General features: G+C 71.1%; 20 protein-coding genes. 1 reads left to right on the forward strand and 19 read right to left on the reverse strand.

The features are described from left to right. Positions 1 to 38: 38 nt before the first annotated feature. From trpA to hisI, 9 genes are all read right to left on the reverse strand, one after another. Positions 39 to 854, reverse strand: a complete 816-nt coding sequence (trpA, locus tag ACIBK0_RS11225; protein WP_399078064.1) for a tryptophan synthase subunit alpha — start codon at positions 852 to 854, stop codon at positions 39 to 41. Further along, complete coding sequence (gene trpB / locus ACIBK0_RS11230) at positions 851 to 2143, reverse strand: tryptophan synthase subunit beta (protein WP_399078066.1); 1293 nt, start codon at positions 2141 to 2143, stop codon at positions 851 to 853. Before trpB ends, trpA begins: the two co-directional genes overlap by 4 nt. 226 nt (positions 2144 to 2369) lie before the next feature. Then, entirely contained in the window at positions 2370 to 2681 is a 312-nt protein-coding gene (gene trpM / locus ACIBK0_RS11235) for a tryptophan biosynthesis modulator TrpM (RefSeq protein ID WP_399078068.1), read from the reverse strand. Positions 2682 to 2688: 7 nt separating this feature from the next. After that, positions 2689 to 3498 (reverse strand): indole-3-glycerol phosphate synthase TrpC, encoded by an 810-nt coding sequence (gene trpC, locus ACIBK0_RS11240; RefSeq protein WP_399078070.1) that lies wholly within the window; start codon positions 3496 to 3498, stop codon positions 2689 to 2691. A 166-nt stretch (positions 3499 to 3664) separates the two neighbouring features. Beyond that, complete coding sequence (locus tag ACIBK0_RS11245) at positions 3665 to 4111, reverse strand: DUF2752 domain-containing protein (protein WP_399078072.1); 447 nt, start codon at positions 4109 to 4111, stop codon at positions 3665 to 3667. Positions 4112 to 4207: 96 nt separating this feature from the next. Further along, positions 4208 to 4456 (reverse strand): HGxxPAAW family protein, encoded by a 249-nt coding sequence (locus ACIBK0_RS11250; RefSeq protein WP_399078075.1) that lies wholly within the window; start codon positions 4454 to 4456, stop codon positions 4208 to 4210. Positions 4457 to 4690: 234 nt separating this feature from the next. Continuing rightward, positions 4691 to 5344: a TIGR02234 family membrane protein gene (locus ACIBK0_RS11255; protein WP_399078077.1), complete on the reverse strand. Its 654-nt coding sequence runs from the start codon at positions 5342 to 5344 to the stop codon at positions 4691 to 4693. A 76-nt stretch (positions 5345 to 5420) separates the two neighbouring features. Next, positions 5421 to 6899 carry an anthranilate synthase component I gene (locus tag ACIBK0_RS11260; protein ID WP_399078079.1) on the reverse strand — a complete coding sequence of 493 codons (1479 nt, stop codon included), beginning with the start codon at positions 6897 to 6899 and terminating at the stop codon, positions 5421 to 5423. Between the two features lie 11 nt (positions 6900 to 6910). Then, entirely contained in the window at positions 6911 to 7309 is a 399-nt protein-coding gene (hisI, locus tag ACIBK0_RS11265) for a phosphoribosyl-AMP cyclohydrolase (RefSeq protein ID WP_399078081.1), read from the reverse strand. Positions 7310 to 7464: 155 nt separating this feature from the next. Between hisI and ACIBK0_RS11270 the strand changes: the two genes are divergently transcribed. Further along, complete coding sequence (locus ACIBK0_RS11270; RefSeq protein WP_399078083.1) at positions 7465 to 8100, forward strand: TIGR03085 family metal-binding protein; 636 nt, start codon at positions 7465 to 7467, stop codon at positions 8098 to 8100. A 3-nt stretch (positions 8101 to 8103) separates the two neighbouring features. Here ACIBK0_RS11270 and ACIBK0_RS11275 read toward each other — a convergent pair whose 3' ends face one another. From ACIBK0_RS11275 to hisD, 10 genes are all read right to left on the reverse strand, one after another. Further along, the gene (locus ACIBK0_RS11275; protein ID WP_399078085.1) at positions 8104 to 9531 is read right to left on the reverse strand and encodes an MFS transporter; all 1428 of its coding nucleotides are present in this window, start codon (positions 9529 to 9531) and stop codon (positions 8104 to 8106) included. Positions 9532 to 9557: 26 nt separating this feature from the next. Beyond that, on the reverse strand, positions 9558 to 10145 hold the full coding sequence (locus tag ACIBK0_RS11280) for an ArsR/SmtB family transcription factor (protein WP_399078087.1): 588 nt from the start codon (positions 10143 to 10145) through the stop codon (positions 9558 to 9560). A gap of 153 nt (positions 10146 to 10298) precedes the next feature. Beyond that, positions 10299 to 11054: an imidazole glycerol phosphate synthase subunit HisF gene (hisF, locus tag ACIBK0_RS11285; RefSeq protein WP_399078089.1), complete on the reverse strand. Its 756-nt coding sequence runs from the start codon at positions 11052 to 11054 to the stop codon at positions 10299 to 10301. Beyond that, positions 11051 to 11446 (reverse strand): RidA family protein, encoded by a 396-nt coding sequence (locus ACIBK0_RS11290; RefSeq protein ID WP_399078092.1) that lies wholly within the window; start codon positions 11444 to 11446, stop codon positions 11051 to 11053. The genes hisF and ACIBK0_RS11290 overlap by 4 nt, the downstream gene beginning before the upstream one ends. Further along, a complete protein-coding gene (gene priA, locus ACIBK0_RS11295; protein ID WP_399078094.1) occupies positions 11443 to 12171 on the reverse strand; it encodes a bifunctional 1-(5-phosphoribosyl)-5-((5-phosphoribosylamino)methylideneamino)imidazole-4-carboxamide isomerase/phosphoribosylanthranilate isomerase PriA in 729 nt (242 codons plus the stop codon). The genes ACIBK0_RS11290 and priA overlap by 4 nt, the downstream gene beginning before the upstream one ends. Continuing rightward, positions 12171 to 12818: an imidazole glycerol phosphate synthase subunit HisH gene (hisH, locus tag ACIBK0_RS11300; protein WP_399078096.1), complete on the reverse strand. Its 648-nt coding sequence runs from the start codon at positions 12816 to 12818 to the stop codon at positions 12171 to 12173. Before hisH ends, priA begins: the two co-directional genes overlap by 1 nt. Further along, positions 12809 to 12973, reverse strand: coding sequence for a hypothetical protein (locus ACIBK0_RS11305; protein WP_189187717.1), 165 nt, complete (start codon positions 12971 to 12973; stop codon positions 12809 to 12811). Before ACIBK0_RS11305 ends, hisH begins: the two co-directional genes overlap by 10 nt. Then, complete coding sequence (hisB, locus tag ACIBK0_RS11310; protein WP_189187718.1) at positions 12970 to 13563, reverse strand: imidazoleglycerol-phosphate dehydratase HisB; 594 nt, start codon at positions 13561 to 13563, stop codon at positions 12970 to 12972. The genes ACIBK0_RS11305 and hisB overlap by 4 nt, the downstream gene beginning before the upstream one ends. Further along, complete coding sequence (locus tag ACIBK0_RS11315; RefSeq protein ID WP_399078099.1) at positions 13560 to 14666, reverse strand: histidinol-phosphate transaminase; 1107 nt, start codon at positions 14664 to 14666, stop codon at positions 13560 to 13562. The genes hisB and ACIBK0_RS11315 overlap by 4 nt, the downstream gene beginning before the upstream one ends. After that, positions 14663 to 15988, reverse strand: coding sequence for a histidinol dehydrogenase (gene hisD, locus ACIBK0_RS11320; protein ID WP_399078101.1), 1326 nt, complete (start codon positions 15986 to 15988; stop codon positions 14663 to 14665). The genes ACIBK0_RS11315 and hisD overlap by 4 nt, the downstream gene beginning before the upstream one ends. Positions 15989 to 16055 lie beyond the last annotated feature (67 nt).

The raw sequence follows: 16055 nt of genomic DNA on the forward strand, positions 1-16055 counted from the left end.
GAGCGGATTGTCCGTTACGTGCTTATACGGATCCCGCGTTACGCCGTCCCGCGCACGCCCTTCGCCAGGTCGGCCGCGAGCGCCCGCACGGCCTCCAGGCCCGCCGCCTCGTCCGGCGCGTCCAGCATCCGCTTCACGAAGGCCGAGCCGACGATCACTCCGTCGGCGAAGCCGGCCACCTCGGCGGCCTGGGCGGCGCTGGAGACACCGAGGCCGACGCAGACGGGCAGCTCGGTGGTGGCCTTGGTGCGCCGCACCAGGTCCTGGGCCTGGGCCCCCACTGACTCCCGGGTGCCCGTGACGCCCATCAGCGAGGCCGCGTACACGAAGCCGCTGCCCGCCGCGGTGATCTCGGCGAGCCGGGCGTCCTTGCTGCTGGGCGCGACGACGAAGACGGTCGCGAGGCCGTGCTTCTCGGCGTGCTCCCTCCACAGCGCCGACTCCTGGACGGGCAGGTCGGGCAGGATGCAGCCCGCTCCGCCCGCTTCCGCCAGCTCTGCGGTGAAGCGCTCCACGCCGTAGCGGTCGATCGGATTCCAGTACGTCATCACGAGGACGGGCTTGCCGGTGGCCTCGAACGCCTCGCGCACCGTCCGCATGACGTCGGCGATCTTCACGCCACCGCGCAGCGCGATGTCGTCGGCGGTCTGGATGACGGGACCGTCGAGGACCGGGTCGCTGTGCGGCAGACCGACCTCGACGATGTCCGCGCCGCCCTCGAAGACGGACTTGATGGCAGCGATGCCACCGTCGACGGTCGGGAAGCCGGCCGGCAGATACGCGATGAGGGCGGACCGCCCTTCCGCCTTGGCCCCGGCGAGGGTGTCGCTCAACAGCTGGATGTTGCCGCTCACTTCACGTCCCCCTCGATCTCGGCGTTCTCGCTGTCGGCGTCCGCGGCGACGACGGCGTCGGCGCCGGTGTCGTACAGACCGAAGTACCGGGCGGCCGTGTCCATGTCCTTGTCACCGCGGCCGGACAGGTTGACGATGATCAGCCCGTCCTTGCCGAGTTCCTTTCCGACCTCCAGGGCCCCGGCGAGCGCGTGGGCGCTCTCGATCGCCGGGATGATGCCCTCGGTGCGCGACAGCAGGCGCAGTGCCTGCATGGCCGCGTCGTCGGTGACCGCGCGGTACTCGGCGCGGCCGCTGTCCTTGAGGTAGGAGTGCTCGGGCCCGATGCCGGGGTAGTCGAGTCCGGCCGAGATCGAGTAGGGCTCGGTGATCTGGCCCTCCTCGTCCTGGAGGACGTACGACCGAGAGCCGTGCAGGATGCCGGGCTCGCCGGCCGTCAGCGTGGCCGCGTGCTCGCCCGTCTCGACGCCGTGCCCTGCGGGCTCGCAGCCGACGAGGCGCACGTCGGTGTCCGGGATGAAGGCGTGGAAGAGGCCGATGGCGTTCGATCCGCCGCCGACGCAGGCGATGGCGGCGTCCGGGAGTCGTCCGGCGCGTTCCAGGATCTGCCGCCGGGCCTCCACGCCGATGACGCGATGGAAGTCGCGGACCATGGCGGGGAAGGGGTGGGGTCCGGCGACGGTCCCGAACAGGTAGTGGGTGTGATCGACGTTGGCGACCCAGTCCCGGAACGCCTCGTTGATGGCGTCCTTGAGGGTGCGGCTGCCGGACTTCACGGCGATGACCTCGGCGCCGAGCATGCGCATGCGGGCGACGTTGAGGGCCTGGCGCTGGGTGTCGATCTCGCCCATGTAGATGGTGCACTCGAGGCCGAAGAGCGCGCAGGCCGTGGCGGTGGCGACGCCGTGCTGACCGGCCCCGGTCTCCGCGATGACGCGGGTCTTGCCCATCCTCCTGGTGAGGAGGGCCTGGCCGAGCACGTTGTTGATCTTGTGGGATCCGGTGTGGTTGAGGTCTTCCCGCTTGAGGAAGACGCGGGCGCCACCGGCGTGCTCGGCGAACCGGGGCACCTCGGTGAGTGAGCTCGGGCGCCCGGTGTAGTGGACGAGCAGGTCGTCGAGCTCGCGGGCGAACTCGGGGTCCGCCTTCGCCTTGTCGTACTCGACTGCGACCTCGTCCACGGCGGCGACCAGCGCCTCCGGGATGAACTTGCCGCCGAACGCGCCGAAGTAGCCCTCGGCGCTGGGGACTTGACCCTCCGGGTCGGGAATGAAGAACTCGCTGGGCATGCGGTTACCTCGCAGGGGCGACAGCCCCGGTTACAGGTCGGACATGGGTCACGTTAGCCATGTACGCACGCGAACGCCTCCGGCACCGGGCCCCGCCTGGGGGCCACCCTCGCCTGACCGCCCCTCCCCGCGAGGCGGCAGAGCCGTCGACGGGTGGACGCAGGCAGTCCTTTCCACCGCGACGGCGAGAAGCCCCACGGCGTGGACCGACGGTGCCGGACTCGGCTCAGCCCACCCGCAGGGTGAACTGGGCCGCACAGGGCGCGAGCGCGCGTACGCGCTCGGGCCATCGCATGCCGTTGACCTGCCCCGGCTCATCCCCGATGACATAGCGAACCCGGCGCCCGTGCACCCGCCGTGCGGGCGCCCGGCACCCTCGCGGACGACAGCCGCGGGCAAGGCGGGCATAGGGATCTCTGGCCGCCGCAGCGACCGGAACCAGGACGGCGCCCAAACCGGGCGCGGCCGCCCCCGTGCACGCCGAGCCGCCGTCGGGGCTCGGGCCCGGACGGGGAGCGGCGGGGGGCGGCGTGGGCACCTGCGGGTCAGTCCCGTCCGTGGCGCAGCGCGGGGTGGGCCCCGGCCGCGACGAGGTCGGAGACCGCCGTCTTCGGGTCGCGACCGGTGACGAGCGACTCGCCCACCAGGACCGCGTCGGCGCCGGCGTTGGCGTACGCGATCAGGTCGTGCGGTCCGCGGACACCGGACTCGGCGACCTTGACGATGTGGGCCGGGATCTCGGGGGCGACGCGGTCGAAGGTCGAACGGTCGACCTTCAGCGTCTTCAGGTCGCGCGCGTTGACACCGATCACCTTCGCGCCCGCGTCCACCGCCCGCTCGGCCTCGTCCTCGTCGTGCACCTCGACGATCGGCGTGAGCCCGATGGACTCGGCGCGCTCGATGAGGGACTCCAGGGCCGACTGGTCGAGGGCGGCCACGATCAGCAGCGCGAGATCGGCGCCGTACGCACGGGCCTCCCACAGCTGGTACGACGTGACGATGAAGTCCTTGCGGAGGACCGGGATGTCCACGCGGGCGCGGACGGCCTCCAGGTCCGCGAGCGAACCGCCGAAGCGGCGCTGCTCGGTGAGGACGGAGATGACGGCCGCGCCGCCCGCCTCGTAGTCCGCGGCGAGCGCGGCCGGGTCGGCGATCGCGGCGAGCGCGCCCTTGGACGGGCTGGAGCGCTTGACCTCACAGATGACCTTGACGCCGTCACCACGCAGCGCGGCCACTCCGTCCTTGGCAGCCGGAGCCTTCGCCGCGCGCTCCTTGAGCTCGTCGAGGCTGACGCGCGCCTGCCGCTCCGCGAGGTCGGCACGGACTCCGTCGATGATCTCGTCGAGCACACTCACGCGAGCGGCCCCCTTCCCTGCGGTGGACAGTTGAAGCGGTTGAGCAGCTGACCCGGTTTCACCGCCTCGGACGGAAAAGACGGGTCACTGCGATGGTATCCGGAGGAAGGCGTAGCCCTCGCATCCGGTTGACGCCGGTCCCACTACCTGGACATTTGCCACTTGATCAAGGATGCAACCAGCCGCCGAACGGTAGGTTCCGGACAATGGTGAAGACCAGAACCAACGCGCCCACGCTCCACAGGTGGACCGGCCCGAGATCCAGCCGCACCGGCCGGCCGCGCGCCGAGCGGACCGCCCAGACGGTCCACACCACCGCGAAGACCAGGTATCCCGCGACGGCGAGCGCGTTGTCGGTGAGCGCCGCCGCGAAGTCCCCGTGCACGAAGGCGTGCGCGCTGCGCAGACCGCCGCAGCCGGGGCAGTACAGGCCCGTGAAGCGCAGCAGCGGGCAGACGGGGTAGTGCCCGGGCTGATTGGGGTCGACGGCCCCGACGTATGCGAAGCCGCCGACGACGGACGCGAGCACCCCGGTGGGGACGCCGAGCCGCCGCAGCACGACAGGGCCCGCGGCCCACGTCACCCTCTGAGTTTCTGCGTTCACCCCACGCATTCTGCCCTTCCCCCGCACACCGCGCCCGCCGTGCACACGGGAGAGGCGGCCCCGGCAGCTGCGCCGGGACCGCCTCTCACGAAGCGCTGGGGGCGATCAGCTCTCGGCGCCCACGGTCTCGCGGACCGGGCGCGCGGGCTGCGCGTGCTGGGTCTTCGGCTGGCCCAGGCCCGCGGCCCGCATCGCCATGCCGACGACACCGCCGAGGGCGACGACGACCATGCCGGCCCAGAAGCCCAGCGGGTTGGCCATCACCATGAAGGCACCCGCCACGCAGAAACCGATGAAGGCGATGATGACACCGGTCCAGGCGGCCGGGGTGTGACCGTGGCTGCTGCCCGCCATGACTTGCTCCTCGTTGCTGTGTGCGTGTGTGAGTCGGACACTCGATGTCCATTGTCCCGTACAACTGCCCGGGCTGTGAGCGGGGGGTCTCCGCTAGCGCGTCGGTTCCGCCAAGTCACGACGTAAGTCCTGGGGCGAAGGACCCTGGGGACGCGGGTACGGCAGGACTTAAGTCCCTTGCGCCGGACCTTCGAACCGGTCCCTCGAGCCCCGGCCGGATCCAAACGACAGCCCCTAGGTCCCGGCCGGGTCCGGCCCGGTCGGGTCCTCGCCGCGGTCGAGCGCCTTCCAGAGATCTTCGGGGCGGTCCGGGTCGACCGGCTTGGCCTTGCGCGGCCGGGGCGTCCCGTCACGCTCGTAGCGGCCCGACATCGCGGGCCACAGCCGCCCGTAGCGCAGCGCGAGCAGTCCGGCGAGGAGGATCAGCGCCCCGCCCGCGGCCGTGACATACGGCCAGGCGGTGTGGCTGAGCGCGTCCGCGGTGGCGGCGGTGTTACCGGAGGCCGCCGCGGCCTTCTCGTCGAGCGCCGAGCTGTCTCTCGCGCCGAGCACGGCCGCGACGACCGTGCCCGCGCCGGAGAGCGCGAGCAGCGCGGAGACCAGGAGGCGGCCGGAGCTGCGTACGGCGAAGACGGCGACGAGCGCGGCGAGGCCCACTATGGCGAGCGCCGCGGGCACGCCCGTGACGTCGCTGCCCTTGGCGGTCAGCGGGAAGGCGCCGCCGGCCACCGTCGCGGTGCCCTCCGACCAGCTCTGCCGGGTGGACAGCAGGGCCACGGCCGCGCCGAGCGCGCCGGCCAGCAGGGCGACAGCGAGGCTGCGGCGGCCGGACCGGGCGGGCCCGGCGGCTTCGGATCGGGGGTGAGGGACACCAGTCACGTACTCCACTATCGCCTGAACCCCGGGCGAACCGTCACCCGGGGTTCACGTGAGCCTCGTCCCAGTACCGAGGGCAGTTGGCCGTCTACTGCCCGAGTCGGTTCGCCGTGTGCACCGCGCGCAGCACCGCCGCCGCCTTGTTGCGGCACTCGTTGTCCTCCGCGACGGGGTCGGAGTCGGCGACGATTCCGGCGCCGGCCTGCACATACGCGGTGCCGTCCCGCAGCAGGGCGGTACGGATGGCGATGGCGGTGTCGGAGTCGCCCGCGAAGTCCAGGTAGCCCACGCAGCCGCCGTACAACCCGCGCCTGGACGGCTCCAGTTCGTCGATGATCTGCATCGCGCGCGGCTTGGGTGCGCCGGAGAGGGTGCCCGCCGGGAAGCAGGCCGTCAGCACGTCGAAGGCCGTACGGCCCGCCGCGACCCGCCCGGTCACGGTCGACACGATGTGCATCACGTGCGAGTACCGCTCGATGGACATGAAGTCGACGACCTCCACGGTGCCGGGTTCGCAGACCCGGCCGAGGTCGTTGCGTCCCAGGTCGACGAGCATCAGGTGCTCGGCACGCTCCTTGGGGTCGGCGATCAGTTCGTCGGCGAGGGCCTGGTCCTCCTGGACGGTGGCGCCGCGCGGCCTGGTGCCCGCGATGGGGTGCACCATCGCCTGCCCGTCCTCGACCTTGACCAGGGCCTCCGGGGAGGAGCCGACGACGTCGAAGCCGTCGAAGCGGAAGAGGTACATGTACGGGGAGGGATTGGTCGCCCTCAGCACGCGATACACGTCCAAGGCGCTCGCGGCGCACGGGGTTTCGAAGCGCTGGGAGGGGACGACCTGGAAGGCCTCGCCCGCCCGGATGCGCTCCTTGATGTCCTCGACGGCCGCCTGGAAGTCGGGGCCGCCCCAGAGCGCGGTGTACTCGGGGAGCTCGGAGGGCGGCAGCGCGGCCGGCGGCTGCGAGACCGCGCGGGAGAGGTCGGCCTCCATGGCGTCGAGGCGGGCGACGGCGTCCGCGTAGGCCTCGTCGACGCCCGTGTCGAGGTCGTTGTGGTTGATCGCGTTGGCGATCAATTGGACCGAGCCGTCCCAGTGGTCCATGACCGCGAGGTCGCTGGTCAGCAGCATGGTCAGCTCGGGGAGCTTCAGGTCGTCCCGCTCCCCGGGGCCGATCTTCTCCAGGCGGCGCACGATGTCGTAGCCCAGATAGCCGACCATGCCGCCGGTGAACGGGGGCAGGCCCTCGCCGTGCGGGGTGTGCAGCGCCTCGATGGTGGCGCGCAGGGCGGCGAGCGGATCACCGTCGACGGGGACGCCCACGGGTGGCGTACCGAGCCAGTGGGCCTGGCCGTCGCGCTCTGTGAGGGTGGCGTGGCTGCGGACGCCCACGAAGGAGTAGCGGGACCAGGAGCGGCCGTTCTCCGCGGATTCCAGGAGGAAGGTGCCGGGGCGCTCGGCGGCGAGCTTGCGGTAGAGCGCGACCGGCGTGTCGCCGTCCGCGAGGAGCTTGCGGCTGACGGGGATCACGCGCCGGTCGGTGGCCAGCTTGCGGAACGTCTCGAGGTCCATGGCGGCTGACCTTACTGATCCAGGGGCTGTACGTCGGACACGGCATCCTCTCGTACGGTCAGGACGTCGGCGTCGAAGCACGTACGCGCGCCGGTGTGGCAGGCGGCGCCCACCTGGTCGACCTTCACCAGGACCGTGTCGGCGTCGCAGTCCAGGGCCACGGACTTCACGTGCTGGAAGTGACCGGATGTGTCGCCCTTGACCCAGTACTCCTGTCGGCTGCGCGACCAGTAGGTGCAGCGGCCCGTGGTGAGCGTGCGATGCAGCGCCTCGTCGTCCATCCAGCCGAGCATCAGCACCTCACCGGTGTCGTACTGCTGGGCGATGGCGGGGACGAGCCCGTCGGCACTGCGCTTGAGGCGCACGGCGATCTCGGGGTCCAGGCTGCTGGGCGGAGGCGTGCTGGTCATGGGTGCCATTGTGCCGCGCCGCACGGACGTGCCCCGCGGTTGTCCACAGGCCGGACCTCACCGTTGTCCACAGGCCGGACCTCGCCTCCCTCCACCGGCGGGTCCGCGCCGTCCTCCACTGGGCGGACCGGTGGGTCGGTCGTAGGCTGATTCTCATGTCGACCCATGCCAAGCGTGAACGACTCCTCCTGGCCGATCTGTTGGAAGCCGTGGGACCGGATGCCCCGACCCTGTGCGAGGGCTGGAACACCCGGGATCTCGCCGCGCACGTGGTGGTCCGCGAGCGCCGCGCCGACGCCGCCGGCGGGATCCTGATCAAGCAGCTCGCGCCGCGCCTGGAGCGGGTGATGGCGGAGTTCGCGGAGAAGCCGTACGAGGAGCTGATCCAGCTGATCCGTACGGGCCCGCCGCGCTTCTCGCCCTTCGCGCTGAAGCAGATCGACGAGGCGTCGAACACGATCGAGTTCTACGTCCACACCGAGGACGTACGGCGCGCACAGCCCGACTGGACGCCGCGGGAGCTGGACCCGGTCTTCCAGGACGCCCTGTGGTCCCGGCTGGAGCGCACGGCCCGGCTGACCGGCCGCGGCGCCCCGACCGGCCTGGTGCTGCGCCGCCCGAACGGCCAGACGGTGGTGGCGCACAAGGGCACGCCGGTCGTGACGGCGACCGGCGAGCCCTCGGAGCTGCTGCTGTTCGCATACGGACGGCAGAAGGTGGCCGACGTGGAGCTGGACGGCGACAAGGATGCGATCGCGAAGCTGCACGAGACGAAGCAGCTGGGGCTCTGACCGCTACGCGAGGAGTTCGGCCCGGCGCAGGGGTCCGACGCACAGGGCGAGGACCCCGCCGAGGCCGCAGACCGCGGCGCTGGCGACGAAGACGGGGCCGGTGCCCCACCAGCCGATCGCGGCTGCGGTCAGCGGCATGCTGAGCGGGGCGAGACCCAGGCTGACGATGCCGGAGACGGCGCTGACCCGGCCCAGGTAGGCGGGGTCCGCCTGGGTCTGCAGCAGCGCGCCGCACAGGGCGCCGCTGAGCCCTGCGAGCAGCCCGACGAGCAGGGCGACCCCGATGGCCGCCGCGACATTCGGTACGAAGGCGAGCGCACCGATCGCGACCGAGCCCGCCAGGATGGCCACCGCGGCCAGACGTCCCGCGTGCGGCAGCCGTCCCCGCACGGTCAGCAGCAGTGCGGCGGCCCCCGCGCCGGTGCCGAATCCGGCGAGCACCCAGCCCATCCCGGACGCGCCCCAGCCGCGCTGGTCGGCCAGCAGGGTCAGGCCCACGTTCAGCGGCCCGACGAATCCGAGGTCGCCGAGTGCGATGGCGGCGATGAGCGGGGCGAGGACGCGGTGGCGCCGGATGTAGCGCAGCCCCTCGCGGAGGTCCCGCCAGGCGGTGGCCCGTGCGGGCTGCCCCTGTGCGGCACCCTCACCGTCCCTACCGTCCTCGCCGCCGGCCACGCGCGTGTGACCCGTGCCGGCAGCCACCCGTGCGTGCCCCGGGTCGTCGGCCACGCGTGCGTGCCCCGTGTCGGCAGCCACCCCCGTGTGTCCCGTGTCCGACGGGGCACTTGACCCGACTGCCCCGTCCACATCGCCTGCCGGCAGCTCTCGCATCCGTACGGAGATCAGCAGCGGCACCGACACGGCGATCAGCATCCCCGCGAGCCCGAAGGCCGCCGCCGCTCCCCCGAGCGCCACACCGAGACCGCCGAGCGGTGCGCCGATCACGTTGGCGCAGCGGATCGCGAGGCCCCGCATGCCCTGGACGCGGGCGAGTTGGTCCCGGCTCGTGATGCGGGCCGGCAGGGCACCCACGGCGGGCATGAAGACGGCGTCGACGGTGCCGAAGACGACGGCGAGCAGGGCCAGCAGCCACAGGCTCGGGCTGGTCGCGAACAGCAGTGCGGCCAGGGCGAGCACGGCGACGCAGCGCACGGTGTCACTGCCGATGACGACTTTCCGCGGCCCGAACCGGTCGGCGACCACGCCTCCGCCGAGCATCAACAGGGCCCGGGGAACCGCGCTCACGGTCATCACGAGCCCTGCCTGCGCGGGCGTTCCGGACTGCACGGCCGCCCAGGAGAGGGCGAGGTAGCAGATGTTGTCGCCGATCATCGACGAGGCGTAGGCGCCGAGCCAGCGCAGGACGTTGCCGTCGCGGTGGGCGGGTCTGCCGGTGGTGGCGGGGGCCGGAGGTATGACGGTCGTGGTCACGGAGCCAGGTCCTCTCAGACGCCGAGTCAGACGCGGAACGGGAAGCCGTACAGGTGCAGCGCGACGTTCTCGCGCCCTTCGGTGTCACCGGCCGCTTCGTCCTCACGGCCCTTCGCGTCGTACTTCCTGACGACGGTGAGCAACTCCTCGTTGAGCGCGGCCAGTTCGGCCGCCGTCAGCCGCAGTGTGGACTCGGAGTCGGCGGTGGCGGTGCTCCACTCGGGGCCCCAGGCGTGGCGCTCGTCCAGGAAGCGCCGGTAGAGGTCGGCACGCTGGTCGACGAGGAGCCGGGAGAACGCGGTGTGTGCGGCCGCCTTCTCGGGCGCGCCCCGGAAGTCCTCGTCGCGGACGGTCACACCGTCCGACGCGGGCTGCCACCAGCGCTCGCGACCGTCCCCGCTCCGCGGTTCGGCCTCCTCGATGAGCCCGTGCTCGGCGAGCTTGCGCAGGTGGTAGCTGACCAGCGAGGGGGCCTCGTCGACCCGCTCGGCCAACTGCGACGCGGTGGCCGAGCCCGCGACGAACAGGGCACGGAACAGCTGCATCCGCAGCGGATGGGCGATCGCCTTGAGCGTGCCCATGTCGGTGATCCGACGGTTCTCCTTGCTTGCCATGACCCTCACGCTAGATGTGAAAGAAAAATTGCGCAAGAAAAATTGCGCAATTTTCCTTTCACATCTGCCCAGAAGGAAGCCCCGGCCACCCAGTGACCGGGGCTCGGCGACACCCCTTGAAAAAGACGGACGTCAGCTTGAAGAAGACGGACGTCAGCGAACGGGGTGTCCCGCTCCCCGCAACGTCTCCTTCACCTGACCGATCCGCAGATCCCCGAAGTGGAAGACCGAGGCGGCGAGCACCGCGTCGGCGCCCGCGGCGATGGCCGGCGGGAAGTCGGCGAGCCGCCCCGCGCCGCCGCTGGCGATCAGTGGCACGGTCACGTGCTTGCGTACGGCCTCGATCATCTCGATGTCGTAGCCGTCCTTCGTGCCGTCCGCGTCCATCGAGTTGAGCAGGATCTCCCCCGCGCCCAGCTCCGCGGCCCGGTGCGCCCACTCGACGGCGTCGATACCGGTGCCCTTGCGCCCGCCGTGGGTGGTGACCTCGAAGGAACCGCCCTCGGTACGCCGGGCATCCACCGAGAGCACCAGCACCTGCCGCCCGAACCGCTCGGCGATCTCACGGATGAGATCCGGCCGGGCGATCGCGGCGGTGTTCACCCCGACCTTGTCGGCGCCCGCCCGCAGCAGCCTGTCCACGTCCTCGGCGGTGCGCACACCGCCGCCCACGGTCAGCGGGATGAAGACCTGCTCGGCCGTACGGCGCACCACGTCGTACGTGGTCTCGCGGTTGCCGGAGGACGCCGTGATGTCCAGGAACGTCAGCTCGTCGGCGCCCTCGGCGTCGTACACCTTGGCCATCTCGACCGGGTCGCCCGCGTCCCGCAGGTTCTGGAAGTTCACGCCCTTGACGACCCGGCCGTTGTCCACGTCCAGGCAGGGGATGACTCGTACGGCAAGGGTCATGACTGCGCTCCTCGGAACGCCTCCACCTCGACCTCGACGACCAGACGCGGGTCCACAAGGCCGGAGACGATGATCATGGATGCGGCGGGACGGACGGCGTCGAACAGCTCCTTGTGAGCGCGCCCGACCTCCTCCACGTCCCGGGCATGGGTGATGTACATGCGCGTACGGACGACGTCGTCGCGGCCGAGGCCGAGCTGCTCCAGCGCCTGGAGCGCGACGTTGAACGAGTTGACCGCCTGCTCGTGCGGGTCGCCCGCGACGATCGCTCCGTCTATCACGGAGGTGCAGCCGGAGACCAGCACCAGGCCGTTCGGCAGCTCCACCGCGCGGGAGTAGCCGAAGGCGTCCTCCCAGGGCGCGCCGGTCCGGACGCGTCGAACGTCGCTCACCGGGCTACCGCCTCCAAGGCCTCTTCCAGCGTGAACGCCTTGGCGTACAGGGCCTTTCCGACGATCGAGCCCTCGACACCGAGGGGCACCAGCTCGGCGATGGCGCGCAGGTCGTCCAGCGAGGACACCCCGCCCGACGCCACCACCGGGCGGTCCGTCGCCGCGCACACGTTCTTCAGCAGCTCCAGGTTCGGACCCTGGAGCGTGCCGTCCTTGGCGATGTCGGTCACCACGTACCGCGCGCAGCCCTCCTTGTTGAGGCGCTCCAGCGTCTCGTAGAGGTCGCCGCCGTCGCGGGTCCAGCCACGGCCGCGCAGGGTCGTGCCGCGTACGTCCAGGCCGACCGCGATCTTGTCGCCGTGCTCGGCGATGACCTTGGCGACCCACTCGGGGGTCTCCAGGGCGGCGGTGCCGAGGTTCACGCGGGTGCAGCCGGTGGCGAGCGCGGCGGCGAGCGTGTCGTCGTCGCGGATGCCGCCGGACAGCTCCACCTTGATGTCCATCGCCTTGGCGACCTCGGCGATCAGCGCGCGGTTGTCACCGGTGCCGAACGCGGCGTCCAGGTCGACCAGGTGCAGCCACTCTGCGCCCGCGCTCTGCCAGGCGAGGGCGGCCTCAAGAGGAGAGCCGTAGGACGTCTCGGTCCCGGACTCGCCGTGGACGAGGCGGACGGCCTGGCCGTCGCGGACGTCGACGGCGGGGAGGAGTTCGAGCTTCGAAGCCATCAGAGGGTTCCGATCCAGTTGTTCAGCAGCTGCGCTCCGGCGTCGCCGGACTTCTCGGGGTGGAACTGCGTGGCCCACAGGGCGCCGTTCTCGACGGCTGCCACGAAGGCCTTGCCGTGCGTCGACCAGGTGACCAGGGGGCTGCGCATCGCCGGGTTCGCGACTTCGAGGGACCAGTCGTGGACGGCGTAGGAGTGGACGAAGTAGAAGCGCGCGTCGGCGTCGAGCCCCGCGAAGAGCTGGGAACCCACCGGCGCCTCGACCGTGTTCCAGCCCATGTGGGGCACGATGTCGGCCTGCAGCGGTGCGACCGTGCCGGGCCACTCGTCGAGGCCCTCGGTCTCCACGCCGTGCTCGATTCCGCGCGCGAAGAGAATCTGCATGCCCACGCAGATGCCCATGACCGGGCGGCCACCGGACAGGCGGCGGCCGATGATCCAGTCGCCGCGGGCGTCCTTCAGGCCCTTCATGCAGGCGGCGAAGGCGCCGACGCCGGGCACCAGCAAGCCGTCCGCGTTCATGGCCGTGTCGAAGTCGCGCGTTATCTCCACGTCGGCCCCCGCGCGCGCGAGGGCGCGCTCGGCGGAGCGGACGTTACCGAAGCCGTAGTCGAAGACGACGACCTTTTTGGGTGCGCTCAATTCCACACCTCCAGCCTCATGACGCCCGCGACCAGACACATCGCGGCGCCGATGGAGAGCAGCACGATGAGGCTCTTGGGCATCTGCTGCTTGACGAAGGAGTAGATGCCGCCGAGGAGGAAGAGTCCTACGACGATCAGGATGCTCGACAGGCCGGTCACAGCGCGCCCTTCGTGGAGGGGAGGATTCCGGCGGCGCGCGGGTCGCGCTCGGAGGCGTAGCGCAGGGCTCGGGCCAGCGCCTTGAACTGGCACTCCACGATGTGGTGCGCGTTGCGCCCGTAGGGCACGTGCACGTGCAGCGCGATCTGGGCCTGGGCGACGAAGGACTCCAGGATGTGCCGGGTCATCGTGGTGTCGTACTCGCCGATCATCGGCGCCATGTTCTCGGGCTCGGTGTGCACGAGGTACGGGCGGCCCGAGAGGTCGACGGTCACCTGGGCGAGCGACTCGTCCAGCGGGACCGTGCAGTTGCCGAATCGATAAATCCCCACTTTGTCGCCGAGCGCCTGCTTGAAGGCGGCGCCCAGCGCGAGGGCGGTGTCCTCGATGGTGTGGTGCGAGTCGATGTGCAGGTCGCCCTCGGTCTTCACGGTCAGGTCGAACAGACCGTGCCGGCCGAGCTGGTCGAGCATGTGGTCGTAGAAGCCGACGCCCGTCGACACATCGACCTTGCCGGACCCGTCGAGATCGATCTCGACGAGGACCGACGTCTCCTTCGTCGTTCTCTGGACACGTCCTACGCGGCTCATGCGCTCTGCTCCTTCTTCAGTTCACGTACCGCGTCGAGGAACGCGTCGTTTTCCGCGGGGGTTCCGGCGGAGACCCGCAGCCACCCCGGTACGCCGTTGTCCCGGACCAAAACGCCCCGGTCGAGGATCTTCTGCCAGGCGGTGTGGGAGTCCTCGAATCGCCCGAACTGCACGAAGTTCGCGTCGGATTCGGTCACCTCGTACCCGATCGCACGCAGTTCGGCGACCAGCCGGTCCCGCTCGGTCTTCAGCTGCTCGACGTACCCCAGCAGCGTGTCGGTGTGCTCCAGGGCGGCCAGCGCCGTGGCCTGCGCGACGGCCGACAGGTGGTACGGCAGCCGTACGAGCTGGACGGCATCCACGACGGCCGGGTGCGCGGCGAGGTAGCCGAGGCGGAGCCCCGCCGCGCCGAAGGCCTTCGACATCGTCCGCGAGACGACGAGATTCGGCCGACCTTCGATCAGCGGCAGCAACGAGGCGCCGTGGCTGAACTCGATGTACGCCTCGTCCACGATCACCATCGACGGCTTCGCCGCCTGCGCGGCGTCGTACAGCGCGAGGACCACCTCGGGCGGGACCGCGTTGCCCGTGGGGTTGTTGGGGGTGGTGATGAAGACGACGTCCGGCCGGTGCTCGGCGATGGCCTGTGCGGCGGCCGCGACGTCGAGCGTGAAGTCCTCATTGCGAGGACCCGCGATCCACCCGGTGCCCGTGCCGCGTGCGATGAGCGCGTGCATCGAGTACGAGGGCTCGAAGCCGATCGCCGTACGGCCGGGTCCGCCGAAGGTCTGCAGGAGCTGCTGGATGACCTCGTTGGAGCCGTTGGCCGCCCAGACGTTCTCGATGCCGACCCGGTGCTTGCCGGTCTTCGTCAGGTACTCGGCGAGCTTCGTGCGCAGTTCGACCGCGTCCCGGTCCGGGTAGCGGTTGAGGTCGCGGGCGGCCTCGCGCACCCGCTCGGCGATCCGCTCGACGAGCGGTTCGGGCAGTGGGTACGGGTTCTCGTTGGTGTTCAGCCGTACGGGGACGTCGAGTTGGGGCGCGCCATAGGGGGACTTGCCGCGCAGCTCGTCCCGTACGGGGAGATCGTCGATGCCAGTCACTTGCCTTCAGGAACCTTCCAACCGAACCGAGCCTTGATCGCCGCGCCGTGCGCGGGCAGGTCCTCCGCCTCCGCCAGCGTCACCACGTGATGCGCCACGTCCGCCAGCGCGTCCTTCGTGTAGTCGACGATGTGGATGCCGCGCAGGAAGGACTGGACGGACAGGCCCGAGGAGTGGCAGGCGCAGCCGCCGGTGGGCAGGACGTGGTTGGAGCCGGCCGCGTAGTCGCCGAGCGAGACCGGCGCCCAGGGACCGATGAAGATCGCGCCCGCGTTCTTCACCCGGTCCGCGACGGCCGCCGCGTCCGCCGTCTGGATCTCCAGGTGTTCGGCGCCGTACGCGTCGACGACCCGCAGGCCCTCGTCCACGCCGTCGACCAGCACGATCGCGGACTGCCTGCCGTTCAACGCCGGGACGATCCGGTCCTCGATGTGCTTGGTGGCCGCGACCTGCGGTTCCAGCTCCTTCTCGACGGCTTCCGCGAGCGGGAGGGAGTCCGTGACGAGGACGGCGGCGGCCAGCGGGTCGTGCTCGGCCTGGCTGATCAGGTCGGAGGCCACGTGCACCGGGTCGGCGGTCTCGTCCGCGAGGATCGCGATCTCGGTGGGACCGGCCTCCGCGTCGATGCCGATCTTGCCGGTGAAGTACCGCTTGGCGGCGGCGACCCAGATGTTGCCCGGGCCCGTGACCATGTTGGCCGGGGCGCAGGACTCGGTGCCGTGCGCGAACATCGCGACGGCCTGGGCGCCTCCGACGGCGTACACCTCGTCGATACCGAGAAGCGCGCAGGCGGCGAGGATCGTGGGGTGCGGGAGCCCGCCGAATTCCTTCTGCGGCGGGGAGGCGAGGGCCATGGACGCGACACCGGCCTCCTGCGCCGGGACCGCGTTCATGATCACGGAGGAGGGGTAGACGGAGCGTCCGCCCGGCGCGTACAGACCGACGCGCTCGACCGGCACCCACTTCTCGGTGACCGAGCCGCCCGGCACCACCTGGGTGGTGTGCGCCGTACGGCGCTGCTCGCGGTGGACCAGGCGGGCACGGCGGATGGACTCCTCCAGGGCCGCGCGCACGGCCGGGTCGAGCCGCTCCAGGGCCTCGGCGAGGGCCTGGGCCGGAACCCGTACGGATTCGAGCAGTACGCCGTCGAATTTCTCCGCGTAGTCGATCAGCGCCGCGTCGCCCCGATGATGCACGGCCTCGCAGATCGGACGCACCTTCTCCAGGGCGGCCTGAACGTCGAAGTCGGCTCGGGGCAGCAGGTCGCGCAGGGCGGAGCCCTCGGGGAGGGCGTCGCCGCGCAGATCGATTCGGGAGATCACGGTCCCAATTCTCTCAGACGGCGATAAGACGCCGGACGGCCGTATCAATGGCTGATACAACGCCGGG

It is taken from the genome of Streptomyces sp. NPDC050564 (assembly GCF_044457265.1).
Taxonomy (GTDB): Bacteria; Actinomycetota; Actinomycetes; order Streptomycetales; family Streptomycetaceae; genus Streptomyces.

Excerpts from the sequence above, each read along its gene's own strand:
- trpB (WP_399078066.1), bottom strand. The coding sequence starts at position 2,143 with ATGCCCAGCGAGTTCTTCATTCCCGACCCGGAGGGTCAAGTCCCCAGC.
- ACIBK0_RS11245 (WP_399078072.1), bottom strand. The coding sequence starts at position 4,111 with ATGCGTGGGGTGAACGCAGAAACTCAGAGGGTGACGTGGGCCGCGGGC.
- ACIBK0_RS11250 (WP_399078075.1), bottom strand. The coding sequence starts at position 4,456 with ATGGCGGGCAGCAGCCACGGTCACACCCCGGCCGCCTGGACCGGTGTC.
- ACIBK0_RS11260 (WP_399078079.1), bottom strand. The coding sequence starts at position 6,899 with ATGGACCTCGAGACGTTCCGCAAGCTGGCCACCGACCGGCGCGTGATC.
- hisI (WP_399078081.1), bottom strand. The coding sequence starts at position 7,309 with ATGACCAGCACGCCTCCGCCCAGCAGCCTGGACCCCGAGATCGCCGTG.
- ACIBK0_RS11270 (WP_399078083.1), top strand. The coding sequence starts at position 7,465 with ATGTCGACCCATGCCAAGCGTGAACGACTCCTCCTGGCCGATCTGTTG.
- ACIBK0_RS11280 (WP_399078087.1), bottom strand. The coding sequence starts at position 10,145 with ATGGCAAGCAAGGAGAACCGTCGGATCACCGACATGGGCACGCTCAAG.
- hisF (WP_399078089.1), bottom strand. The coding sequence starts at position 11,054 with ATGACCCTTGCCGTACGAGTCATCCCCTGCCTGGACGTGGACAACGGC.
- priA (WP_399078094.1), bottom strand. The coding sequence starts at position 12,171 with ATGGCTTCGAAGCTCGAACTCCTCCCCGCCGTCGACGTCCGCGACGGC.
- hisB (WP_189187718.1), bottom strand. The coding sequence starts at position 13,563 with ATGAGCCGCGTAGGACGTGTCCAGAGAACGACGAAGGAGACGTCGGTC.